This window comes from Klebsiella sp. JB_Kp004 (assembly GCF_040065795.1).
Taxonomy (GTDB): domain Bacteria; phylum Pseudomonadota; class Gammaproteobacteria; order Enterobacterales; family Enterobacteriaceae; genus Klebsiella; species Klebsiella quasipneumoniae.
This window is the reverse complement of the sequence record NZ_JBEAKW010000003.1, coordinates 46,053-68,751: the sequence shown is the minus strand read 5'-3', so window position 1 is coordinate 68,751 and position 22,699 is coordinate 46,053. Positions and strand designations below refer to the sequence as shown.

General features: G+C 61.8%; 19 protein-coding genes. 14 read left to right on the top strand and 5 right to left on the bottom strand.

The features are described from left to right. From ABLX76_RS03480 to ABLX76_RS03420, 13 genes are all read left to right on the top strand, one after another. Complete coding sequence (locus tag ABLX76_RS03480) at positions 1-483, top strand: BMC domain-containing protein (RefSeq protein ID WP_087849666.1); 483 nt, start codon at positions 1-3, stop codon at positions 481-483. Continuing rightward, positions 483-1,115 carry a phosphate propanoyltransferase gene (locus ABLX76_RS03475; protein ID WP_348873989.1) on the top strand — a complete coding sequence of 211 codons (633 nt, stop codon included), beginning with the start codon at positions 483-485 and terminating at the stop codon, positions 1,113-1,115. The genes ABLX76_RS03480 and ABLX76_RS03475 overlap by 1 nt, the downstream gene beginning before the upstream one ends. Further along, entirely contained in the window at positions 1,112-1,603 is a 492-nt protein-coding gene (gene pduM / locus ABLX76_RS03470; RefSeq protein WP_016809891.1) for a microcompartment protein PduM, read from the top strand. The genes ABLX76_RS03475 and pduM overlap by 4 nt, the downstream gene beginning before the upstream one ends. A 3-nt stretch (positions 1,604-1,606) precedes the next feature. Next, entirely contained in the window at positions 1,607-1,882 is a 276-nt protein-coding gene (pduN, locus tag ABLX76_RS03465) for a propanediol utilization microcompartment protein PduN (protein WP_000549823.1), read from the top strand. 9 nt (positions 1,883-1,891) lie between these two features. Further along, positions 1,892-2,902, top strand: coding sequence for a two-domain cob(I)yrinic acid a,c-diamide adenosyltransferase PduO (pduO, locus tag ABLX76_RS03460; protein ID WP_348873987.1), 1,011 nt, complete (start codon positions 1,892-1,894; stop codon positions 2,900-2,902). Next, entirely contained in the window at positions 2,899-4,290 is a 1,392-nt protein-coding gene (pduP, locus tag ABLX76_RS03455) for a CoA-acylating propionaldehyde dehydrogenase PduP (protein ID WP_348873985.1), read from the top strand. The genes pduO and pduP overlap by 4 nt, the downstream gene beginning before the upstream one ends. An 11-nt stretch (positions 4,291-4,301) precedes the next feature. Continuing rightward, positions 4,302-5,414: a 1-propanol dehydrogenase PduQ gene (gene pduQ, locus ABLX76_RS03450; RefSeq protein WP_348873983.1), complete on the top strand. Its 1,113-nt coding sequence runs from the start codon at positions 4,302-4,304 to the stop codon at positions 5,412-5,414. Beyond that, complete coding sequence (pduS, locus tag ABLX76_RS03445) at positions 5,411-6,766, top strand: cobalamin reductase PduS (RefSeq protein ID WP_277475232.1); 1,356 nt, start codon at positions 5,411-5,413, stop codon at positions 6,764-6,766. The genes pduQ and pduS overlap by 4 nt, the downstream gene beginning before the upstream one ends. A gap of 2 nt (positions 6,767-6,768) precedes the next feature. Further along, positions 6,769-7,323, top strand: a complete 555-nt coding sequence (gene pduT / locus ABLX76_RS03440; protein ID WP_072413523.1) for a propanediol utilization microcompartment protein PduT — start codon at positions 6,769-6,771, stop codon at positions 7,321-7,323. Next, positions 7,323-7,673: a propanediol utilization microcompartment protein PduU gene (pduU, locus tag ABLX76_RS03435; protein ID WP_032453966.1), complete on the top strand. Its 351-nt coding sequence runs from the start codon at positions 7,323-7,325 to the stop codon at positions 7,671-7,673. Before pduT ends, pduU begins: the two co-directional genes overlap by 1 nt. Positions 7,674-7,677: 4 nt before the next feature. Beyond that, the gene (gene pduV, locus ABLX76_RS03430; RefSeq protein ID WP_243805874.1) at positions 7,678-8,130 is read left to right on the top strand and encodes a propanediol utilization protein PduV; all 453 of its coding nucleotides are present in this window, start codon (positions 7,678-7,680) and stop codon (positions 8,128-8,130) included. Further along, positions 8,115-9,329, top strand: a complete 1,215-nt coding sequence (locus ABLX76_RS03425; RefSeq protein WP_101977736.1) for an acetate/propionate family kinase — start codon at positions 8,115-8,117, stop codon at positions 9,327-9,329. The genes pduV and ABLX76_RS03425 overlap by 16 nt, the downstream gene beginning before the upstream one ends. Before the next feature lie 91 nt (positions 9,330-9,420). After that, positions 9,421-10,287 carry an L-threonine kinase gene (locus ABLX76_RS03420; RefSeq protein WP_348873979.1) on the top strand — a complete coding sequence of 289 codons (867 nt, stop codon included), beginning with the start codon at positions 9,421-9,423 and terminating at the stop codon, positions 10,285-10,287. A gap of 3 nt (positions 10,288-10,290) precedes the next feature. On the opposite strand, the gene cobD is transcribed toward ABLX76_RS03420, so the two are convergent. Further along, positions 10,291-11,367, bottom strand: a complete 1,077-nt coding sequence (cobD, locus tag ABLX76_RS03415) for a threonine-phosphate decarboxylase CobD (protein ID WP_023290889.1) — start codon at positions 11,365-11,367, stop codon at positions 10,291-10,293. A 17-nt stretch (positions 11,368-11,384) separates the two neighbouring features. Next, the gene (amiC, locus tag ABLX76_RS03410) at positions 11,385-12,638 is read right to left on the bottom strand and encodes an N-acetylmuramoyl-L-alanine amidase AmiC (protein ID WP_023290890.1); all 1,254 of its coding nucleotides are present in this window, start codon (positions 12,636-12,638) and stop codon (positions 11,385-11,387) included. Between the two features lie 226 nt (positions 12,639-12,864). On the opposite strand from amiC, the gene argA reads away from it, so the two are divergent. Beyond that, positions 12,865-14,196: an amino-acid N-acetyltransferase gene (argA, locus tag ABLX76_RS03405; RefSeq protein WP_348873977.1), complete on the top strand. Its 1,332-nt coding sequence runs from the start codon at positions 12,865-12,867 to the stop codon at positions 14,194-14,196. A gap of 208 nt (positions 14,197-14,404) precedes the next feature. Here the strand turns inward: argA and recD are convergent, their stop codons facing one another. The 3 genes from recD to ptrA are packed head-to-tail and all read right to left on the bottom strand — an operon-like array spanning position 14,405 to position 22,664. Continuing rightward, entirely contained in the window at positions 14,405-16,249 is a 1,845-nt protein-coding gene (gene recD / locus ABLX76_RS03400) for an exodeoxyribonuclease V subunit alpha (RefSeq protein ID WP_348873975.1), read from the bottom strand. Next, positions 16,246-19,782 carry an exodeoxyribonuclease V subunit beta gene (gene recB / locus ABLX76_RS03395; RefSeq protein ID WP_348873973.1) on the bottom strand — a complete coding sequence of 1,179 codons (3,537 nt, stop codon included), beginning with the start codon at positions 19,780-19,782 and terminating at the stop codon, positions 16,246-16,248. The genes recD and recB overlap by 4 nt, the downstream gene beginning before the upstream one ends. Next, positions 19,779-22,664, bottom strand: a complete 2,886-nt coding sequence (gene ptrA / locus ABLX76_RS03390; protein WP_348873971.1) for a pitrilysin — start codon at positions 22,662-22,664, stop codon at positions 19,779-19,781. The genes recB and ptrA overlap by 4 nt, the downstream gene beginning before the upstream one ends. Between the last annotated feature and the right edge of the window lie 35 nt (positions 22,665-22,699).

The window sequence follows — 22,699 nt, the reverse complement described above, 5'->3', positions numbered from 1 at the left end:
ATGGCGAATAAGGAGCACCGCGTGAAGCAATCACTGGGATTACTGGAAGTTTGTGGTCTGGCACTGGCTATTAGCTGCGCCGATATCATGGCGAAATCCGCTTCTATCACGCTGGTCGCCCTCGAAAAGACCAATGGTTCAGGCTGGACGGTCATTAAAATTACCGGTGATGTGGCCTCCGTGCAGGCGGCCATCACCACCGGTGCACTGTTTGCCGAACAGCGAAACGGTCTGGTGGCTCATAAAGTCATCGCCAGACCCGGAGAAGGGATCCTGCCCGTAGAGGCTGCCCCACCCTCCGTCATGGAACCTGAGCCTGAAGAGTCAGAGACGGCTAATGTCGTTTCTGAAGCGCCAGCAGAAGAGCCCCTCCAGCAACAAGGCGTGGTCAGCTGCAACCTGTGCCTGGATCCAAAATGTCCGCGCCAGAAGGGCGAGCCGCGCACCCTTTGCATTCATCCCGGCAAGCGAGGTGAAGCGTAATGGATAAACAGCTTCTCGCATCAACGGTCAGTAAAGTCCTCGACGAGATGCGTCTGCGGCCCATTCCGCTGGGGGTTTCAAATCGTCATATCCACCTGTCGGCGTCGGATTATGAACGCCTGTTTCCTGGCCATCCCATTAGCGAGAAAAAAGCGCTGCTGCAGCCGGGACAGTACGCTGCGGAGCAAACCGTCACCCTGGTAGGGCCGAAGGGGCAGCTTAAAAATGTGCGCCTGCTCGGCCCACTGCGTTCGGTAAGCCAGGTGGAAATATCGCGTACCGATGCCAGAACCCTGGGGGTTGCGGCGCCGCTGAGAATGTCTGGCGATCTGAAAGGGACGCCGGGCATCCGTCTGGTCAGCCCCTATGCCGAACTGACGCTGTCGTCAGGAGTTATCGTCGCGCAACGGCATATTCATATGTCGCCGCTCGATGCGCTGATCCTGCGGGTTTCCCACGGCGATAGGGTCTCCGTGGCCATTGAAGGCGACGAGCGCGGGCTGATTTTCAACAACGTGGCGATTCGCGTTTCACCGGATATGCGTCTCGAAATGCACATTGATACCGATGAAGCCAACGCCGCCGGCGCCGATAATCCGCAGGCCTTTGCCCGGCTGGTAGGCCCGCGATGAACGGCGAAGTTCTGCAGCGCATCGTGGAGGAAATCGTCTCCAGGCTGCAGCGTCGCGCCCACAGCACGGCGACGCTGAGCGTTGCGCAGCTGCGCGATGCCGACTGCCCCGGGCTGTTCAGCCAGCACGCCTCGCTGCGCATCCTGCTTGTCGACCTGCCGCTGCTGGGCCAGTTGACGGAGGCGGAAACCGACGATCCTGCGGCCCGGAAAATTCACGACGCGCTGGCTTTCGGCATCCGCGTGCAGCTCACCCTGCACAGTCAGCTGCTGCCGGTTATCCCGGTCAAAAAACTGGCGCGCCTGCCGGCGATCTTCACCGACGAGCGCGGGCTGCCGCTGATCCTGCACGCAGGATCGGTGCTGAGCTATCGCGACGTCGCGCAGCTGGGCCAGGGTCGCCTGGTTATCCACCGCAAATGCATCGTGACCGCGCTGGCGCGCGAAGCGGCACAGGCGCGGCATATTCAATTAATTAAGCAGGAGTAAATCATGCATCTGGCACGAGTCACGGGCGCGGTTGTCTCCACGCAAAAATCGCCTTCCCTGATCGGCAAAAAGCTGCTGCTGGTGCGGCGGGTCAGCGCCGATGGCGAGCTTCCCGCCTCGCCGACCTCCGGTGATGAAGTCGCCGTGGATTCCGTCGGCGCGGGGATCGGCGAGCTGGTTCTGCTCAGCGGCGGCTCCAGCGCCAGGCACGTTTTTTCCGGGCCAAACGAGGCCATCGACCTCGCCGTTGTCGGCATTGTCGATACGCTTTCACGTTAAGGAGCGAATATGGCGATTTATACCCGAACGGGCGACGCTGGCACCACCTCACTCTTTACCGGCCAGCGGGTGAGTAAAACCCACCCGCGGGTTGAAGCCTACGGCACGCTGGATGAGCTGAACGCCGCGCTGAGCCTGTGCGCCTGCGCCGCCGCGGATGAAAATCACCGCGCCTTACTCGAGGCCATCCAGCAGCAGCTTTTTTGGTTTAGCGCAGAACTGGCCAGCGACAGCGAACGGCCGTCACCGAAACAGCGCTACATCAGCAGCGAAGAGATTTCCGCTCTGGAAGCCGCCATCGATCGGGCCATGGCCCGCGTCGAACCGCTGCACAGTTTTATTTTACCCGGCCGCTGCGAAGCCGCGAGCCGCCTGCATTTTGCCCGCACGCTGGTCCGCCGGGCCGAACGGCGACTGGTTGAGCTGGCGGCGGAAGTCAACGTGCGCCAGGTGCTGATGCGCTACATCAATCGCTTGTCAGACTGCCTGTACGCCTTGGCGCGCGCGGAAGATAGCGATGCGCACCAGAACAACATCATTCGTGAAGTGAGCCGGCGCTATCTGGCCGTCACTCAGCCGAGCCGCAGCAAGGAGACGACGCCCCTGGCCCTTTCATTCCACGATCTGCACCAGCTCACCCGCGCCGCCGTTGAGCGCGCGCAGCAGCTTCAGGTTCCGGTGGTGATCAGCATCGTTGACGCACACGGCACCGAAACCGTGACCTGGCGGATGCCGGACGCCCTGCTGGTCAGCAGCGAACTGGCGCCGAAAAAAGCCTGGACCGCGGTGGCGATGAAAACGGCGACCCATGAGCTGAGCGAGGCCGTTCAGCCGGGCGCCGCGCTTTATGGCCTCGAAACGCATTTGCAGGGAAAAGTGGTTACCTTTGGCGGCGGTTACGCCCTGTGGCGCGACGGCTCATTAATTGGGGGTCTTGGCATCAGCGGCGGCAGCGTTGAACAGGACATGGATATAGCACAGACCGCCATCGCGGCCATTAACGTGGGAACTCATCAATGAATACTTCTGAACTCGAAACGCTTATTCGCACCATTCTTAGCGAACAGTTAACCCCAGCCCAAACGCCAAACCCGGCGCAGGGCAAAGGGATTTTTCAGTCCGTGAGCGAGGCCATTGATGCCGCGCATCAGGCGTTCTTACGTTATCAGCAGTGCCCGCTAAAAACCCGCAGCGCCATCATTAGCGCAATGCGTCAGGAGCTGACGCCGCATCTGGCCGCCCTGGCGGAAGAGAGCGCCAATGAAACGGGGATGGGCAACAAAGAAGATAAATTTTTGAAAAACAAAGCTGCGCTGGACAACACGCCGGGCGTGGAAGATCTCACCACCACGGCACTAACCGGCGACGGCGGCATGGTGCTGTTTGAGTATTCGCCATTTGGCGTTATCGGGTCGGTCGCACCGAGCACCAACCCGACGGAAACCATCATTAATAACAGCATCAGCATGCTGGCGGCGGGCAATAGCGTCTACTTCAGCCCGCATCCGGGAGCAAAAAAGGTCTCACTGGAGCTGATTAGCATGATTGAAGAGATTGTTTTCCGCTGCTGCGGCATCCGCAATCTGGTGGTTACCGTAGCAGAACCCACTTTCGAAGCCACCCAGCAGATGATGGCCCATCCGCGCATTGCGGTTCTGGCCATTACCGGCGGCCCGGGTATTGTGGCGATGGGCATGAAGAGCGGTAAGAAAGTCATTGGCGCTGGCGCGGGTAACCCGCCCTGCATCGTTGATGAAACGGCGGATCTGGTTAAAGCGGCGGAAGATATCATCAACGGCGCCTCGTTCGATTACAACCTGCCCTGCATTGCCGAGAAGAGCCTGATTGTGGTGGAGAGCGTCGCCGAACGTCTGGTGCAGCAAATGCAAACCTTCGGCGCGCTGCTGCTGAGCCCTGCCGACACTGACAAACTCCGGGCCGCCTGCCTGCCTGAAGGCCAGGCGAATAAAAAACTGGTCGGCAAAAGCCCATCAGCCATGCTCGAAGCGGCCGGGATCGCCGTTCCGTCGAAAGCGCCGCGTCTACTGATAGCGCTGGTTAACGCCGACGATCCGTGGGTTACCAGCGAGCAACTGATGCCGATGCTGCCGGTGGTGAAAGTCAGCGATTTCGATAGCGCGCTGGCCCTGGCGCTGAAGGTTGAAGAGGGACTGCATCATACCGCCATTATGCACTCGCAGAACGTGTCGCGCCTGAACCTCGCGGCCCGCACCCTGCAAACCTCGATATTCGTCAAGAACGGCCCCTCTTATGCCGGGATCGGCGTCGGCGGCGAAGGCTTTACCACCTTTACTATCGCCACGCCGACCGGTGAAGGGACAACCTCGGCGCGCACGTTTGCCCGCTCCCGTCGCTGCGTGCTGACCAACGGCTTTTCCATTCGCTAACCGAGGTCGCGATGAAAACTTTCTCACTACAAACGCGGTTGTACAGCGGTCAGGGTAGCCTGGCGGTGCTCAAACGCTTTACCAACAAGCACATCTGGATTATCTGCGATGGCTTTCTGGCGCGCTCGCCGCTGCTGGAAACCCTGCGTCAGGCGTTGCCCGCAGATAACCGCATTAGCGTCTTTAGCGAGATAACCCCGGACCCCACTATTCATACCGTGGTGCAGGGCATTGCGCAAATGCAGGCCCTGAAGCCGCAGGTGGTCATCGGCTTCGGCGGCGGATCGGCAATGGATGCGGCGAAAGCTATCGTCTGGTTCAGTCAGCAGAGCGGCATCAGCATCGAAACCTGCGTGGCCATACCGACCACCAGCGGTACCGGTTCAGAAGTGACCAGCGCCTGCGTGATTAGCGATCCGGATAAAGGCATCAAGTACCCGCTGTTCAACAATGCGCTCTATCCCGATATGGCGATCCTGGACCCGGAGCTGGTGGTCAGCGTGCCGCCGCAGATTACGGCCAACACCGGCATGGACGTGCTGACCCACGCGCTGGAGGCGTGGGTCTCTCCGCACGCCAGCGACTTTACCGATGCGCTGGCGGAAAAAGCCGCCAGGCTGGTGTTCCAGTATCTGCCCACGGCGGTGGAAAAAGGCGACTGCGTGGCGACGCGCGGGAAAATGCACAATGCCTCAACGCTTGCCGGGATGGCGTTCAGCCAGGCGGGGCTGGGGCTTAACCATGCTATCGCCCACCAGCTTGGCGGGCAGTTTCATCTCCCGCACGGAATGGCCAACGCGCTGCTGTTAACCGCGGTTATCCGCTTTAACGCCGGTCATCCGCGCGCCGGAAAACGCTACGCGCGGCTGGCCAAAGCCTGCGGCTTTTGTCCGGCAGACGCCAGCGATAGTACGGCGATCAATGCGCTGATCCAGCAAATCGAACAGCTCAAGCAGCGCTGTGCGCTGCCGTCACTGGCGGTCGCGCTGAAAGAGGGACATGCCGAGTACTCAGCGCGCATTCCGGCCATGGTGCAGGCCGCACTGGCTGACGTGACGCTACGCACCAATCCTCGCCCGGCCAGCGCCGGGGAAATTCAGGAACTGCTGGAGGAACTGCTATGAGTACCGCCGTCAACGCTGTTGAAATGGCCAGAAGCGCCGAGGAGATCCGCGAGCGCGTGCGCGCTGCGGGCGTCGTCGGCGCGGGTGGAGCGGGTTTTCCCGCCCACGTGAAGCTGCAGGCGCAGGTGGAGATCTTTCTGGTTAACGCCGCCGAGTGCGAACCGATGCTCAAGGTCGACCAGCAGCTAATGTGGCAGCAGGCTGCACGTCTGGTCCGCGGCGTGCAGTACGCGATGACGGCAACCGGCGCGCGCGAAGGGGTGATTGCCCTGAAAGAGAAGTACCGCCGGGCTATCGACGCCCTCACCCCGCTGCTGCCTGCCGGTATTCGCCTGCATATTCTGCCGGATGTCTATCCCGCAGGCGATGAGGTGCTGACTATCTGGTTGGCGACTGGTCGCCGGGCCGCGCCCGCCGCGCTGCCAGCCAGCGTTGGAGTCGTGGTGAATAACGTACAAACGGTGCTCAACATGGCCCGTGCGGTTGAGCAGCAGTTTCCGGTGACCCGCCGCACGCTGACCGTTAACGGCGCGGTCGCCCGACCGCTGACCGTCACCGTCCCCATCGGCATGTCGCTGCGCGAAGTGCTGGCGCTGGCGGGCGGCGCGACGGTCGACGACCCCGGTTTTATTAACGGCGGCCCGATGATGGGCGGCCTGATGACTGCTCTCGATAGCCCGGTGACCAAAACCACCGGCGGCCTGCTGGTGCTGCCGAAAAGCCATCCGCTTATCCAGCGGCGGATGCAGGACGAGCGCACGGTGCTTTCCGTGGCCCGTACCGTCTGCGAGCAGTGCCGACTGTGTACCGATCTCTGCCCACGGCATCTGATCGGCCACGAACTCTCCCCGCACCTGCTGGTGCGGGCGGTGAACTTTCATCAGGCCGCCACGCCCCAGCTGCTGCTGAGCGCCCTCACCTGTTCGGAATGCAACGTCTGCGAAAGCGTGGCCTGCCCGGTAGGGATCTCGCCGATGCGCATCAACCGCATGCTGAAACGCGAGCTGCGCGCGCAAAACCAGCGCTATGAAGGGCCGCTCTATCCGGCCGACGAAATGGCGAAATATCGCCTCGTGCCGGTGAAGCGACTGATCGCCAAACTGGGGCTGAGCCCCTGGTATCAGGAGGCGCCGCTGGTGGAAGACGAACCAGCAGTAGAAACCGTGACGTTGCAGTTGCGCCAGCATATCGGCGCCAGCGCGGTAGCGAACGTTGCAGTGGGAGAACGCGTTACCCGGGGGCAATGCGTTGCCGATATCCCGGCAGGCACATTAGGCGCGCCGGTTCACGCCAGCATCGACGGCGTGGTTGCGGCCATCAGCGAACAGGCCATCACGGTGGTAAGAGGTTAACCATGTCTCAGGCTATAGGAATTTTAGAACTCACCAGCATTGCCAAAGGAATGGAACTCGGCGATGCGATGCTGAAAAGCGCCAACGTCAATCTGCTGGTCAGCAAAACTATCTGCCCGGGTAAGTTTTTACTGATGCTCGGTGGGGATATCGGCGCCATCCAGCAGGCCATTGAAACCGGCACTTCGCAGGCCGGCGAAATGCTCGTCGACAGCCTGGTGCTGGCGAATATCCATCCCAGCGTACTCCCGGCCATCAGCGGCCTGAACAGCGTAGACCAACGCCAGGCGGTCGGCATCGTTGAAACCTGGAGCGTTGCGGCCTGCATCAGCGCCGCGGACCGGGCGGTGAAAGGCTCCAACGTCACCCTGGTACGGGTGCATATGGCCTTCGGCATCGGCGGTAAATGCTACATGGTGGTGGCGGGCGACGTTTCCGACGTCAACAACGCGGTTACGGTAGCCAGCGAAAGCGCGGGTGAAAAAGGGCTGCTGGTTTATCGTTCGGTGATCCCGCGACCGCATGAAGCCATGTGGCGACAGATGGTGGAGGGATAATGGAAAGACAGCCAACAACGGATCGCATGATTCAGGAATACGTTCCCGGGAAACAGGTGACCCTCGCGCACCTGATTGCCAATCCCGGGAAAGATCTCTTTAAGAAACTCGGCCTGCAGGATGCGGTGTCCGCCATCGGCATCCTCACCATTACGCCCAGCGAAGCGTCGATTATCGCCTGCGATATCGCCACCAAATCCGGCGCGGTGGAGATCGGTTTTCTTGACCGCTTTACCGGCGCCGTGGTGCTGACCGGCGACGTTTCCGCCGTCGAGTACGCCCTCAGGCAGGTGACGCGCACCCTGGGCGAGATGATGCAGTTTACTACCTGCTCAATAACCCGGACGTAGCGCGATGAAACGTCTGATGTTGATCGGCCCCAGCCAGTGCGGCAAAACCTCGCTGACCCAGGGCCTGCACGGCGAAACGCTCCATTATAAGAAAACCCAAGCGATTGAATGGTCGCCGATGGCCATCGACACGCCGGGCGAATATCTGGAGAACCGCTGCCTTTATAGCGCTCTGTTGACCAGCGCCTGCGAGGCCGACGTTATCGCTCTGGTGCTGAACGCCGACGCCCAGTGGTCGCCGTTTTCTCCGGGTTTTACCGCTCCGATGAACCGCCCGACGATTGGTCTGGTCACTAAAGCCGACCTTGCCGATGCGCAGCGGATATCGCTAATCGGCGAGTGGCTCAGGCAGGCTGGCGCCCAGCAGATTTTTATCACCAGCGCGCTGAATAATCTGGGTCTTGATGCCGTGCTGGATTTTCTGAATTCGAAGGAACCTTTATGTCTTACAAAATAATGGCCATTAATGCCGGCAGTTCATCGTTAAAATTCCAGCTGCTGGAGATGCCTCAGGGCGATATGCTCTGCCAGGGATTGATCGAGCGTATCGGCATGGCAAACGCCCAGGTGACCCTCAAAACGCCGGCGCAAAAATGGCAGGAAACGGCGCCCGTAGCCGATCACCGTGAAGCCGTCACCCTGCTGCTGGAAAAGCTCCTCGACCATCGGATTATCCAGAGTTTGCAGGATATCGATGGCGTCGGCCACCGCGTGGCGCACGGCGGGGAGCGCTTTAAAGATTCGACGCCGGTGACCGATGAGACCTTAGCGGAAATCGAGCGCCTGGCGGAGCTGGCCCCGCTGCATAATCCGGTCAACGCGCTGGGCATTAACGTTTTCCGCCAGCTGCTGCCCGACGCGCCGTCAGTGGCGGTGTTTGATACTGCTTTTCACCAGACGCTGGACGAGCGCGCGTTTATCTATCCGCTGCCCTGGCGCTACTACAGCGAGTTGGGCATTCGCCGTTACGGCTTCCACGGCACCAGCCACAAGTACGTTAGCGCGACGCTGGCGGAAAAGCTGGGCGTACCGTTGAGCGCTCTGCGCGTAGTGAGCTGCCATCTCGGCAACGGCAGCAGCGTTTGCGCAATCAAAGGCGGGCGCTCGGTTAACACGTCAATGGGCTTTACGCCGCAGTCCGGCGTGATGATGGGCACCCGCAGCGGCGATATCGATCCGTCGATTCTACCGTGGCTGGCGCTGCATGAGGGAAAAACGCCGGAGCAGCTTAATCAGCTGCTGAATAACGAGTCCGGCCTGCTGGGGGTTTCCGGCATATCGCACGATTATCGCGATGTCGAGCAGGCGGCGGACAGCGGTAATCGTCAGGCAGCCCTGGCGCTCTCGCTGTTTGCCGAGCGCATTCGCGCCACCATCGGCAGTTATATTATGCAGATGGGCGGCCTGGACGCGCTGATCTTTACCGGCGGCATCGGCGAAAACTCCGCCCGCGCCAGGAGCGCCATCTGCCATAACCTGAATTTCCTCGGGCTCTCGGTCGATGAAGAGAAAAACCAGCACAACGCTACCTTTATTCAGGCCGAAAATGCGATGGTCAAAGTAGCGGTCATCAATACCAATGAAGAGCTGATGATTGCCCGCGATGTGATGCGCCTGGCGCTGCCGCAGGCGCGCGAGCTGGCGGTGTCGGTATAAACGGCGCCTCTCCCCTTGCGGAGAATCATGGTAACCGGCGAATCGCCGTGCCACTATGCGCCCTGGCGAAGGTAAGCGGAAAGGTGAAAACGTGGCCGTTGCACAATGTCCCGCCTCGTGCGGAGAACTTATCCAGGGCTGGATCCTCGGCAGCGAGAAGCTGGTCTCCTGCCCGGTGGACTGGTACAGCACCGTCGAGGTCGAGACCGGCACGCCGCGAAACGATGAGCGGCCACTGTCGCGGGCGATGGTCGACCAGCTGCTGGCCCACTGGGGCTACCCGGCGGCGCTGAGTCAGCAGATCCGCATCACCCTGCACTCGACGATCCCGGTCGCCAAAGGGATGGCCAGCAGCACCGCCGATATCGCCGCCACCGCGGCGGCTACCGCCCATCATCTGGGCCACGCGCTGGATGAGCCGACGCTGGCGCGCCTGTGCGTCGCGCTGGAGCCCACCGACAGCACCCTGTTCCGCCAGCTGACGTTGTTCGACCATAATACCGCCGCCACGCATATCGCCTGCCCTGCGCCGCCGGCGCTCGACCTGTTAGTGCTGGAGAGCCCGCTGACGCTGCGCACCACTGACTACCACCAGCTGCCGCGCGAGCCGGGTCTGCTGGCTAACGCCTCCCGGCTGCAGCTTGCGTGGGAGAAAGTGCAGCAGGCCTGCCAGCGCGGTAGCCCGCAGCTGCTGGGCGAAGCGGCGACCATCAGCGCCATCGCCAGCCAGCGGCTGTTGCCCAAGCCGGGGTTTGACGCGCTGCTGGACCTGGTGGAAAGCGCAGGGCTCTATGGCCTTAACGTGGCGCACAGCGGCAGCGTCGTCGGCCTGCTGCTGGACCGCCGTCGTCATGACGTCGACTTTATAAAATGGCGGCTGGCAGACAGCGACATCGCCGCCCACTGGCCGCTGCAGCACTTGCTGGCGATGGTCCCGGGGGGCGTCACCCTGCAATAGGGCTCAGGCCAGCGCCCGGCGCAGCGCCGCCAGCAGCTGGTCGTTTTCGCCGGCGCTGCGGATCGCCACCCGGAAATAGCGGCTATCAAGCCCCGGGTAATTCGCGCAGCTGCGGATCAGCACATGCTGGCGCAACAGGGCATATTGCAGGTCAAGCTCTGGTCTGTCGCAGCGCAAGAACAGGTAGTTGGCGCGCCCGGGCCACACGGTCAGCCCGGCTATCTCCTGCAGCTGCGCGTAGAAACGCGCCCCCTCCTCCTGCAGCCACTGCCAGGTGGCCCGCTGATACGCCCGGTCCTGGAGGATGATCTCGCCGGCCAGCGCGGCATACGCATTGATGGACCACGGCATTTGTCGCTCGCGCAGTCGGGCTACCGCCTGCGCGTCAGCATTGAGCAGGTAGCCAAGACGCAGTCCCGGAATGGCATAAAACTTAGTGAGCGAGCGCAAAACCCAGACGTGCGGATACTGCGCCAGCAGGGGAATAAACCCCGGCTGGTCGGGGATAAAGTCAAGGAAGGCCTCATCGAGGATCAGGCTGATGTTCAGCGCCTGGCAACGCCGGGCAATGGCTTCCAGCAGGCCCCGCTCTGGCAGCAGGCCGGTGGGGTTGTTCGGCGTGCAGAGAAACAGGCAGTCCAGCGCCGGGGTGAGGGCATCGAGGATCGCGTCGGTCAGCTGCCAGCCATCGCACTCCCGAAGGGCATACTCCACGACCGCGCAATCCACGGTTTGCAGCGCCCGCCGGTACTCCGCGAAGCCAGGAATGACGATCATTGCCCGCCTCGGCTTAAGGCCGTGGGCGAGGGTGAAGATCGATTCGGTTTCGCCATTGCCGGCGAGGATATGCCCCGCCGGCAGCTGATGGTGGGCCGCCAGCGCCTGGTGCAGCTGTTGATATTCGACGTCAGGATAGCGCTCGGCGCAGCCGAGGTTATCGACGATCGCCTGCCTGAGCGAGGCAGGCATTCCCAGCGGATTGATGTTGGCGCTAAAATCCAGCAGCTCGTTGGGGGCAATGCCCAGCAGGGCGGCGGCCTCGCGGATATTGCCGCCATGGGCGCTTTTCAGTAAGGCCATATCCTTTTCCTGTGTGGTTATCCACGCCGGGCCAGCGTCGCGCCGTCGGCGAAGTACGCTTTAATCCCGGCAAGGATCGACTCGGCCACCTCCTGCTGGAATTTGGCCGTTTTCAGCTTCCGCTCCTCTTCCACGTTACTGATAAACGCCGTCTCCACCAGAATGGAGGGGATATCGGGCGCCTTGAGCACCGCAAAGCCCGCCTGCTCTACCCGATTTTTGTGCAGATTATTGATGTTACCCATTTTCTCCAGCACCGCCTTACCAAATTTGAGGCTGTCGGCGATGGTGAGGGACTGCACCATATCGAACATGGTGTGGTCGACATAGCGATCGCCGCTCTTGCTGACCCCACCGATCAGATCCGAGGCGTTCTGCGTCTGGGCGAGATATTTTGCCGCGGTACTGGTGGCTCCCTTGGTGGAGAGCGCAAACACCGAGGAGCCGCTGGGCTGGCGGCTGGTAAAGGCGTCGGCGTGAATCGATACGAACAGATCGGCGCGCTGCTTCTGCGCCTTGGCGACACGCACCTTCAACGGGATAAACACGTCTTCGTTGCGGGTCATATAGGCCTTCATATTGCCTTCTTTGTCGATCAGCGCCCGCAGGCGACGGGCAATCTGCAGCACCACGTCTTTCTCGCGGGTGCGATACTTGCCCACGGCGCCCGAATCTTCGCCGCCGTGGCCGGGATCGAGCATAATGACAATCGGCCGATCGCGCCCGGCTTTGCCCGGCTGCGGCCCGCTTTGCGCCGGCGGTACCTGACGCTGCAGATCGCCTTTGTTGTAATCCTCGAGCAGCGCCAGCAGCGGATCCTGCACATCGGTGGCGTTGGCGGGGTAAAGATCCATCACCAGACGCTCTTTAAAGCCGGCCACCGGCGCAAGGGCAAACAGCTGAGGCTTAACGTTCTGCTTGAGCTCGAAGACCATGCGCACGGTTTGCGGATCAAACTGGCCCACGCGGGCGGACTTAATAAAGGGATCGTCATCGCGGATCTGCCCCCCCATGCCTTTCAGCACCGAGTTCAGATTAACCCCTTCCAGATCCACCACCACCCGTTCCGGATTACTGAGGGCAAACTGCCGGTATTTCAGCACATGATTCGATTCCACCGTGACGCGCGTGTAGGTCGATGCTGGCCAGACGCGAACGGCAACCACCCGCGCGGCGGCGGCCAGCCCAACGGGGCTCACGCTCATTAACCACATGGCGCCCGCGCCCTGCAGCAGACGGCGACGGCTTAATCCAGAGTTGTTTCCCGACATGCCACTCCCAAGCAATAAAACGCATTTATACCCAAAACAAACAGATTGACCAGAAACTTTAACGAAAGGCATATAACCTGTCATCTATAAAAGGGTAAACATTCATTGACACCCTGCGCCGGGTCACATGTTTTTCAGGGCTTAGCCTCAAATTGGGGCTTGCGTTTAACGGCAAAACAGAATAAAAATACAATAATTACGAATAATCATGCATTGAGGGTTTGTCATGGTGAAGGAACGTCGCACTGAACTGGTAGAAGGATTCCGCCATTCTGTTCCCTATATTAATGCCCATCGGGGAAAAACGTTTGTCATCATGCTGGGCGGCGAAGCCATTGAGCATGAAAATTTCTCAAATATTGTCAATGACATAGGGTTATTGCATAGCCTGGGCATTCGCCTGGTGGTGGTCTATGGCGCCCGCCCGCAGATTGACGCTAACCTCGCCGAGCACCATCACGAGCCGGTCTATCACAAGCAGACGCGAGTGACTGACGCCAAAACGCTGGAGCTGGTTAAGCAGGCGGCGGGGATGCTGCAGCTGGAGATCACCGCCCGCCTGTCGATGAGCCTCAACAACACCCCGCTGCAGGGAGCCCATATCAACGTCGTCAGCGGCAACTTTATCATTGCCCAGCCGCTGGGCGTTGATGACGGCGTTGATTATTGCCACAGCGGCCGCATTCGCCGCATTGACGAAGAGGCGATTCATCGCCAGCTCGACAGCGGCGCCATTGTGCTGATGGGGCCGGTCGCGGTGTCGGTCACCGGCGAAAGCTTTAACCTGACTTCGGAAGAGATCGCCACCCAGTTGGCCATCAAGCTGAAAGCAGAGAAAATGATCGGCTTCTGTTCTTCGCAAGGGGTTTACAACCAGGCCGGGGAAATTGTCTCCGAACTGTTCCCCAATGAAGCGCAGGCCCGCGTCGAAGAGCTCGAAGCGGACGAAGATTATAACTCCGGTACCGTGCGCTTCCTGCGCGGGGCCGTGAAGGCCTGCCGCAGCGGCGTGCGGCGCTGCCACCTGATCAGCTATCAGGAAAATGGCGCGCTGCTGCAGGAGCTATTCTCACGCGACGGCATCGGCACCCAGATCGTCATGGAGAGCGCAGAGCAAATCCGTCGGGCGACCATCAACGATATCGGCGGAATTCTCGAGCTGATAAGCCCGCTGGAACAGCAGGGCATCCTGGTGCGCCGCTCCCGCGAGCAGCTGGAGATGGAGATCGACAAATTCACTATTATTCAGCGCGATAACACCACTATCGCCTGCGCCGCCCTCTATCCTTTCCCGGAAGAGAAGATCGGCGAAATGGCCTGCGTGGCGGTGCATCCGGATTACCGGAGCTCGTCGCGGGGAGAGGTGCTGCTGGAGCGTATTGCCGCCCAGGCCAGACAGATGGGGCTGAGCAAGCTGTTTGTGTTAACCACCCGCAGCATCCACTGGTTCCAGGAGCGCGGCTTCACGCCGGTGGATATCGATCTGCTGCCGGAGAGTAAAAAGCGGATGTATAACTATCAGCGCCGGTCGAAGGTGCTGATGGCCGACCTCGCTTAAGCCCTTCTTCGCTGTTGCTAACGGCCCGGGATAAAACGGCGTTTATCGCTCCCCGGGCCTGTCCCCTGCTACGCCTGGCCGGCACGCTGTCTGCGGCTCGCGGGTAGAATTCTGCTTTTCGCGTAGACCCTTTACCTCGCTGGCTCACCTATATGCGCCCAGCCGTCGAGGTGCGTCGTCACGCTACCCGTCGCCCAAACGCGGCATCTCAGGGGGCTTTGTGCCCGGCGAAGATCTCCGTCAGGCCGCTTCGCCGCTCGGTTCGCGTCACAATGGCCTGGGAGAGCACCTGCTCGTCGGCATAGAGCGACAACCGCTGTTTCGCGCGGGTGATCGCGGTGTAGACCAGTTCGCGCGTCACCAGCGGGACGCTGCGCGCTGGCAGGATCAGCGCCGCATGGTCGAACTCCGATCCCTGCGATTTATGCACGGTCATCGCCCAGGCGGTATCATGCTCCGGCAGGCGGCTCGGCTGCACCGACTTGATGGCGCCGTCGGGCATCAGGAACCACACCCTCAGCTCGCCGTTGCGCTCCAGCGCTATCCCGATATCGCCATTAAACAGTCCCAGCGCGCTGTCGTTGCGCGCGATCATAATCGGCCGGCCGTCATACCAGCGGGAGTGGCGCGGCAGGGCGATCGCCCGCTGACGGTTGAGCCGCTGCTCCAGCCGCTCATTGACGCCGCTCACGCCGTACGGCCCTTCACGCAGCGCGCACAGCAGCTGAAATTCGCTGAAGGCGGCCAGCATGGCCTGCGGTTCCGCCCGCTCGCGGCGCAGCTGCAGGTAGCGCTCATAGCCCTGCTGTGCCGCGCCGAGCATGGCTTCGTACTCTTCGGTCGTGCTGAGGGGATGAAGCGCGATATCGTCAAACGGCTGGCGCAGCGTGGCCTTCACCTCCGCGCGCGCGCCAGCGTTCACCGCCCGCGCCAGGCTCCCAATGCCGGAGTGACTGCCGAAGCGATAGCTCTTTTGCAGCAGGCACAAGCTATCTCTCAGCGCGCCAGCGATAGCCCCCTCGCCCGCCGGTACCGGCGAACCGGTCAGCCGGGTCAGCTCCTGCGCCCGCGAGGCGGTATAGCCCGAACTCGCCCAGGCGCAGATATCCCCCAGCACCGCCCCCGCTTCCACGGAGGCCAGCTGGTCGCGATCGCCGAGAAAAATCACCCGCCCGTGAGCCGGCAGCGCGTCGATGAGCCGCGACATCATCGGCAGGTCGATCATCGACGCTTCATCCACCACCAGCACGTCCAGATGCAGCGGGTTGCCGGCGTGATAGCGCATGCGCTGGCTGCCGGGCTGGGCGCCCAGCAGACGATGCAGCGTGCTGGCCTCGGTGGGAATCAACGCTTTCTGCGCGTCGGTCAGCGGCAGTTTTCTCAACGCCGCGCCCAGCGATTCGGTCAGGCGCGCCGCCGCTTTCCCCGTCGGCGCCGCCAGGCGAATACGACAGCGCGGACTGTCTTCAATCTGGATTAGCGCCGCCAGAAGTTTGGCCACGGTGGTGGTCTTCCCGGTCCCGGGACCGCCGGAGATCACCGAGATGCGGCGGGTCAGCGCCACCGCCGCGGCCACTTTTTGCCAGTCGGTTTCGCCGGTGCCAGGGAACAGAGCGTTCAGGGTTGACGCCAGCCGGGCCTCATCCATCTCCAGCACCCGGTTGGCTTCGTTGAAGAAGCGGGCAACGGTCAGCTCGTTGCGCCACATCCGGTTCAGATAGAGCCGGTCGCCGCATAAGATCATCGGCGCCGGGGCATCGCCGCAGCTCACCGCCGACGAAGCGAGCAGTAGCCCGGGCCAGTCTTCCGGCGCGCCGGCTTCGGCCAGCAGCCGATCGCGGATTTCCCCCGCTTTCCCGCCGAGCGCCTCGTCGCCGCTCAGCCGCGAGAGCGGCAGGCATACGTGCCCCTCGCCGGCGTCCCGGCTCAGCAAGGCCGCCGCCAGCTTGACCGCCGGCGGGTCGTTTTGCGCCACCATCAGGGCAAACTGGACGTCCAGCGGCCGCAGCAGACGCTGCTCCACCGCCGCCAGCAGTAGTTGTTCGAAAGTCATGAGGCCTCCTCCTGAGTTTCTCCGGCAAAAAGCTGATCCAGACCGTCAATCAGCGGTCGCACCGGCCGGGTGGTGAAGATCCCCTGCCCCCCCTCCTGCCCGTCCATGCCGCGCAGGAAGAGATAAATCACGCCGCCGAAGTGGCGGTCATAGTCGTAATCGGCCAGCCGGTGGCGCAGATAGCGGTGGAGCGCCAGGCTGTACAGCTGATACTGCAGATCGTAGCGGTGAGCCCGCATCGCCTGCTCCATCGCGGGCCGGGTATAGGCCTCGCGATCTTCCCCCAGCCAGTTCGATTTGTAATCCAGCAGGTAATAGCGGCCTTCGTGGCGGAAGACCAGATCGATAAAGCCTTTCAGCATGCCGCGCACCTTGCGGAAATCCAGCGGCGGCGTGTCGGCGGAAAGGGGATCGTACTGGCGGATAAGCGCGTCAAGGCGCTCCGCCGTCAGCAGCTGGGCGATGGGCAGGTAAAATGCCATCTCCACCTGTTTATCCCGCGCCGCAAGGCGATTGAGCGCGATATCCGGCCCCGGCAGACGGGTCTGCAGCACGCCCCCCAGCCAGTCGGTCAGCACCGGCGCCCACTGCGCGTCAAACCCGCTCAGCTGTAGTTTCTCCGCCATCCACCCGTCCGGTACCGGCTGGGTAAAGTCCAGCTCCTCAAACAGACTGTGCAGGAAGGTTCCCGGCGCGGCGCCGCGCGGAAACTGGTGGGGGGTCAGCTGCGGATCTTCCACGACTTCGCCGACGCCGGCGGCATCGACATCCAGACGCGGCAGCAGATCCTGTCCGCCGCTGAAACCATGCTGCTGCAGCCCGGAATAGCTGGTCACCCGCCAGTCGTCGGCGATGCGGCGCTGCAGCTCGCGCGCCGACAGCGGGGGAATGCTCGCCGCCGGCGCCTGCCACGGGGTCAAATCCAGCTCGCCAGGTCTCTGTAATGCAATATCGCCATGGCAGAAGTCCGCTAAGCGCGCGGCCAGCCCGGCGGCATCCATGGCTTCGCCCGCCTGCAGCAGCCGCCCGAGGGCGCTCAGATGAAAATCGCTGTTGCCGGACTTTCGACTGCTGAGGGGCGCCACGCCAAGGCTGCAGTGCCAGACCGCGCGGGTCAGGGCGACGTACAGCAGGCGCAGATCTTCCGCCAGCCGTTCCGCCTCCGCCAGCTCGAGGCTGGCCTCATCCTGGCCCAGATCCAGTACCGCCGCGAACGTCTCGCGATCGTGATAGAACGCCTGGTCTTGTTTGCGAAACCGGGCGATAAACGGCAGCCAGACCAGGGGATATTCCAGTCCTTTTGACTTGTGAATAGTGACGATTTGCACGAGGTGTTTATCGCTTTCGAGACGCATCTGCTGGCTGGCGGCGTTGCTGTCCGGCTCGGCGATATGCTGCGTCAGCCAGCGCACCAGGGCATGCTCGCTTTCCAGCTGGCTGGCCGCCTCCTGCAGCAATTCGCTGATGTGCAGTATGTCGGTTAAGCGCCGCTCGCCGCCCCGGGTCGCCAGCAGGTTCTCGGCGATGTGCCGGGCCGTCATCAGCGCCCGCAGCATCGGCATCACCCCGCGCTGACGCCAGATCTGGCGGTATTCGCTGAACTCCTCCACCAGCGCGTCCCACGCCTGCTCATCCTGGTTGAGGTTTTCAATATCCAGCGCGGTCAGGCCAAACATTGAGGTCGCCAACGCGCTGCGCAGGGTATTTTCCCGCTCCGGGGACAACACCGCCTGCAACAGCCAGAGCAGCTCCTGGGCCTCCAGCGTCTCAAAAACGCTGTCGCGGTTGGAGAGGTAGACCGAGGGGATGCCCAGCGTCTGGAGCGCTTCACGCACCTGCGCCGCCTCCAGCCGGTTGCGCACCAGCACGGTAATATCCGAAGCCTGCACCGGGCGCGAAGTTTCCCCACGCCACAGCCGTGCGCGCCCCTGCTGACCGGCGCTCAGCCAGTCGCGGATCTGCGTGGCGCAGAGCTGGGCCATAAACGTCTGATAATCGCCGGCGCCAACGGTGTCGCCGGGCATCAGCCAGACGTTCATCGCTGGGACATCCGCCGCGTCAACGGTAAAGCGCAGCCCCTGGTTCTTCGCCGCCGACTTCACCGGCAGGAACGGTATCTCGCGAAACATGAAGGGGTTATCGCTGAGGCTGAACAGCCGGTTGACGCTACCCACCATGCCAGGGGAGGAGCGCCAGTTGGTGTCAAGCGTGTAGTGCGCGGCAACGTCGCCGCGCGCTTTCATATAGGTAAAGATATCGGCGCCGCGAAAGGCGTAGATGGCCTGCTTCGGATCGCCGATCAGTAGCAGCGCCGTCTCCGGACGCTGGCGCCAGATACGGCGGAAAATCCGGTACTGCTGGGGGTCGGTATCCTGAAACTCATCGATCATCGCCACCGGAAAACGCTGGCGAATGGCGCTGGCCAGCGCCTCGCCGCTGTCGCCGCGCAGCGCCTCATCAAGCCGGCTGAGCATGTCGTCAAACCCCAACTCGCCGCGGCGGCGCTTTTCGCGCGCGACCGCATCACGGATCTCGACCATCGCTCTCGCCAGCACCAGATCGGTGAGCGTCAGCGACGAGGCCAGCAGCGATTCGACGGCGCTAAACAGAGGATGCACGGGCGGTTCGCCACCGGCTTTGGTACGCTCAAGCAGAAACGACTGGGCAAATTTCTCCAGCGCGTCGGGCAACTGATAGCTCAGCGTCTCTTCCTGCGCCCAGGCGGTCACTTTCTCAAGCCATTTGCCCTGGTTGCCGCGATTGAACTTCCGCCGGTCAAGGCCGGAATCTTCAAGCACGCCTTCGATCTCCCCCACCTGCTCGCGCCACTGCTGCTTGAGCGAGTCAATGCGGCCGATGATTTGCTGATGGCGTTCGGCCAGCGTCTCGTCGGCGGCTGGCGGCGACTTGAGCTGCGGCGCTTCGCCCTGCAGCCAGCGGTCAAGGGACTTCAGCAGGTCGCGCGGCCCTTTCCAGACGTCATGGATCACCGCCGCGATATCGCGGGTCAGTGGATAACAGTGACGGCGCCAGAAGTCGGCGCAGGCCTGATAGCGCAGGCGGGATTCATCCTCGATCAGCTGCTGCTCGAACAGCATGCCCGACTCGAAGGCGTTAAGGCTCAGCATCCGCTGGCAAAAACCGTGGATGGTGAACACCGCCGCCTCGTCCATCTGCCGCTCGGCCAACAGCAGGGTCTTCGCGGCATCGTCTTTATCGGCGATCTCCGCCAGCAGCGCGCTGTAGAGCGGGTTGTCGGATTCACCGCGCATACAGGCGATGCGCAGTTCATGGATGTTGCTGCGGATACGTCCGCGCAGCTCTTCGGTCGCCGCCTCGGTAAAGGTCACCACCAGCAGCTCTTCAACGCTGATGGCGCGGGGATAGGCGGCCTCGCCGCCCAGCCCCAGCAGCAGCCGCAGATACAGCGCGGCGATGGTAAAGGTTTTTCCGGTGCCCGCAGAGGCTTCTATCAGACGCTCGCCCCTCAAGGGCAAGCGCAGGGGATCCAAAGACTCAGCGGTGTCGGTCATTCATTCTCTCGCATCAGGGGTAAGGATTGCTGCAATGCGCTGACGTTTTCCCACACTTTGCCGCCTGCCGGCTGGGCGTAGTCCGCTTTGCCATTCTGGCTACCGGAAATCTGGGACAATATCGTCATGCCCTGCGGATCCACCACCGTCTGATGGAAGAAATCGGCAAGTTTTTGCGGCGTCAGCAGTTTAATCTGAGCCACTACTTTATCACGTGAATCAAAACGCATATTACCGCGATCGAAATCTTTGCTCAGTTTCGATGCCTCTTCGCCCAGCGTCTGCGGCGCCTGCAGCATCTGGCTTATCACCGCCTGCTGGAGCTGGGCAAACTCTTCCGGCTTCATCGCCCGCAGCTTCGCCTCCGCGGTGGGGAAGAAGGCCTGGAACCGCTGCCAGAGGAAAGCCGGCTGCTTATCGCTACTCTGCAGCAGGAAGCCCATACCCCACTGGCGCCCCACGTTCATCGGGAAGGCAAAGACCGCGTAGCCGAGCTGCTCTTCGGTGCGCAGCTGGTTGTAGAACCACGGCTGAATAATCTGTCCCAGCAGGGTGCTGGCGGCGGTGCTGCTGAACTCATCCACGTTGGGCGGCGCAAACACCGCGGCCAGCGCGGAGTCGGTGCTGTTGCCCGCTTTGTTGAAGATCGCCAGCTGCTGCCGGTTCACCACCACGTCTTTATTGCGGCACCATTCGTTGCCGTCTGCGCCCAGCTGCTGCTGGATCTGGCGAGCCAGCGTCGTGGCGGCATCGGCGGACATATTGCCGATCACCATCAGTTCAGGGCGCCCCTTGGTTTTCAGGTTGGCGCGGTAGTCGAGCACTTCCTGCAAGGTGATGGAAGGCAACAGCGCCCGGCGTACTTCGCGCTGGAAATACGGTACCTGGGAGACCATCTGGATCGGCATTATCGCCTGATCGTAGGCTTTGCCCTTCTCAGCGGAGTCCATCATTTGCGCATACCATGATTTGGCCTGCTCCAGCTGCTCCTCGGTCGGCGTATAGCTGAAGTATCCCTGCAGCAGGTCGCTGAACAGCGCCGGCAGGTGCTGGGTGTAGCCGTTGGCATTGACCATTAACCCGTTATTGGCGCCGGTGGAGAACGAAATGCCGCCGACCGCCGCCTGGTTACTGAGCTGATCGAGGGCGATGCCGGCGAGATAATCGTTGAGGGCAAACATCACCTGCCGGCGAGCGCTGTCCATCGCCTGGGGATTACGCAGCACCAGGGAGATATCCGCCTTCGGCTCGCTGGCGAAATACTGGCTCGGGGCATAAACCACCCGCAGGGTCGGCTCATCGAGGATCAGCTGAGGGTGCGGCCAGGCTTTATCGCTTTTGATGAGGGTGAAATCATCCGGAATATAGGGGTTGAGCGCCGGCAGCTGCAGCTTGATCGCCTGCGCTTTTTGCTGCCAGTCAGCGAACGTCTGCTCGCCGATCTTATCCACCTGATACGGCGCATCGACAAAATAAGCGGTCTTGTTATGCGGTTCCTGCGGGCTAATATACCAGATGCGCGCGTTCTGCGGAGTCATCATCGCCAGCCGGTCTTTGATCGCCTGCGGGTCGTAGCGATCGGCAATGTTGACCACGTCCAGCGCATGCTCGACCGGCACCCGGATCATGGTATCCGCCAGCCATTCCACGTAATCCATGTCGCGGTTGATCGACGGATAGCGGAAATCCAGCGCCAACACATGCGCCAACTCGTCAAAGTAACGTTTGTCGACGCCCTGGGTACGCAGGAGGTTGAGGTAGCTGAATATGGCCGCCGTCACTTCGTCGCGGTGCGCCAGGCCTTTATCGGTGAGGGTGGCAGAGATCGCCAGCACGCCGCTGTTGCCGTTCACCGCCGGGTCAGAATCCGCGCGGATACCTTCCGCCAGTCCCTGCTTTTGCAGCCAGTCGGAGAGCGTCCCCGGGCTGCGGTTGCCGATCAGGTAAGTGACCAGTTCATCCGTTTTGCTGCGGAAACGATCGCTGTTGTTGTCGATGCGAAACTCGACGCGCAGCACTTTACGCGGCATCGCCGGCACATAGTGAATAATAATGCCTTTTTGCGCATCGGTTACCACCGGGACGCTTATTTCCGGCCTGCTGATGTGACGATTCGGCACGCGGCCAAAGGTGTCAGCGGCCATGCGCGCCAGCTCCGGCAACGGCTTGTTGCTGTAGATCACCGCTTTCATCAGGTTGGCGGAGTACCAGCTATCGCGGAAGGTGTGCAGCGCATCAAGAACCGGGTTGCCGGGCTTATCGCTGAGCGTCTCGAGGTTGCCGCCAGAGAAGTGGGCCGCCGGGTGAGCCGGGTTAATGGTTTCTGCGCTGACCTGGGCCATGCGCATCCCGTCTCGCGTCCGGGCCATCGTCAGCTCGGCGTTGACCGCGTTACGTTCGCGGTCGGCATATTTTTTATCCAGCAGCGGCGCGGCGATGGCGTCGGCCAGCCGGTCTACGGCCCCGTCCAGCGCATCATTCTCCACTTCGAGATAGAACGCGGTGCGGTAGGGCGCGGTGCTGGCGTTATGGCTGCCGCCGTGCAGCTTAAGAAACTCTGCAAGGCTGTCAGGCTGGGGATATTTTTGCGACCCCATCAGCGTCATATGTTCCAGAAAATGCGCCAGCCCCTGATGATCGGCCGGATCCTGCAGGGATCCCACCGGCACCACCAGCGCCGACAGCGATTTCACCGCCTGCGGATCGGAAACCAGCAGCACGACCATGTCGTTATCAAGACGGATCGCCTGATACTGACGCGTATCTTTTTCGCTTTTGCGGATCGTCTCCTGAACAGGCTGCCATCCGGTGTCGGCTTGACTCAACGGCGCCCAGAGGGCGGCCAGCACTACAAAAACCTTGAACCATAAACTGCGGGGCATTCACGAACCTCATCATTAACAAACTTGCGCTGCAC

Coding starts and splice junctions, on each gene's coding strand:
- ABLX76_RS03480 (WP_087849666.1), top strand. CDS start 1: ATGGCGAATAAGGAGCACCGCGTGAAGCAATCACTGGGATTACTGGAA.
- ABLX76_RS03475 (WP_348873989.1), top strand. CDS start 483: ATGGATAAACAGCTTCTCGCATCAACGGTCAGTAAAGTCCTCGACGAG.
- pduM (WP_016809891.1), top strand. CDS start 1,112: ATGAACGGCGAAGTTCTGCAGCGCATCGTGGAGGAAATCGTCTCCAGG.
- pduN (WP_000549823.1), top strand. CDS start 1,607: ATGCATCTGGCACGAGTCACGGGCGCGGTTGTCTCCACGCAAAAATCG.
- pduO (WP_348873987.1), top strand. CDS start 1,892: ATGGCGATTTATACCCGAACGGGCGACGCTGGCACCACCTCACTCTTT.
- pduP (WP_348873985.1), top strand. CDS start 2,899: ATGAATACTTCTGAACTCGAAACGCTTATTCGCACCATTCTTAGCGAA.
- pduQ (WP_348873983.1), top strand. CDS start 4,302: ATGAAAACTTTCTCACTACAAACGCGGTTGTACAGCGGTCAGGGTAGC.
- pduS (WP_277475232.1), top strand. CDS start 5,411: ATGAGTACCGCCGTCAACGCTGTTGAAATGGCCAGAAGCGCCGAGGAG.
- pduT (WP_072413523.1), top strand. CDS start 6,769: ATGTCTCAGGCTATAGGAATTTTAGAACTCACCAGCATTGCCAAAGGA.
- pduU (WP_032453966.1), top strand. CDS start 7,323: ATGGAAAGACAGCCAACAACGGATCGCATGATTCAGGAATACGTTCCC.
- pduV (WP_243805874.1), top strand. CDS start 7,678: ATGAAACGTCTGATGTTGATCGGCCCCAGCCAGTGCGGCAAAACCTCG.
- ABLX76_RS03425 (WP_101977736.1), top strand. CDS start 8,115: ATGTCTTACAAAATAATGGCCATTAATGCCGGCAGTTCATCGTTAAAA.
- cobD (WP_023290889.1), bottom strand. CDS start 11,367: ATGGCCTTACTGAAAAGCGCCCATGGCGGCAATATCCGCGAGGCCGCC.
- amiC (WP_023290890.1), bottom strand. CDS start 12,638: ATGTCGGGAAACAACTCTGGATTAAGCCGTCGCCGTCTGCTGCAGGGC.
- argA (WP_348873977.1), top strand. CDS start 12,865: ATGGTGAAGGAACGTCGCACTGAACTGGTAGAAGGATTCCGCCATTCT.
- recD (WP_348873975.1), bottom strand. CDS start 16,249: ATGACTTTCGAACAACTACTGCTGGCGGCGGTGGAGCAGCGTCTGCTG.
- recB (WP_348873973.1), bottom strand. CDS start 19,782: ATGACCGACACCGCTGAGTCTTTGGATCCCCTGCGCTTGCCCTTGAGG.
- ptrA (WP_348873971.1), bottom strand. CDS start 22,664: ATGCCCCGCAGTTTATGGTTCAAGGTTTTTGTAGTGCTGGCCGCCCTC.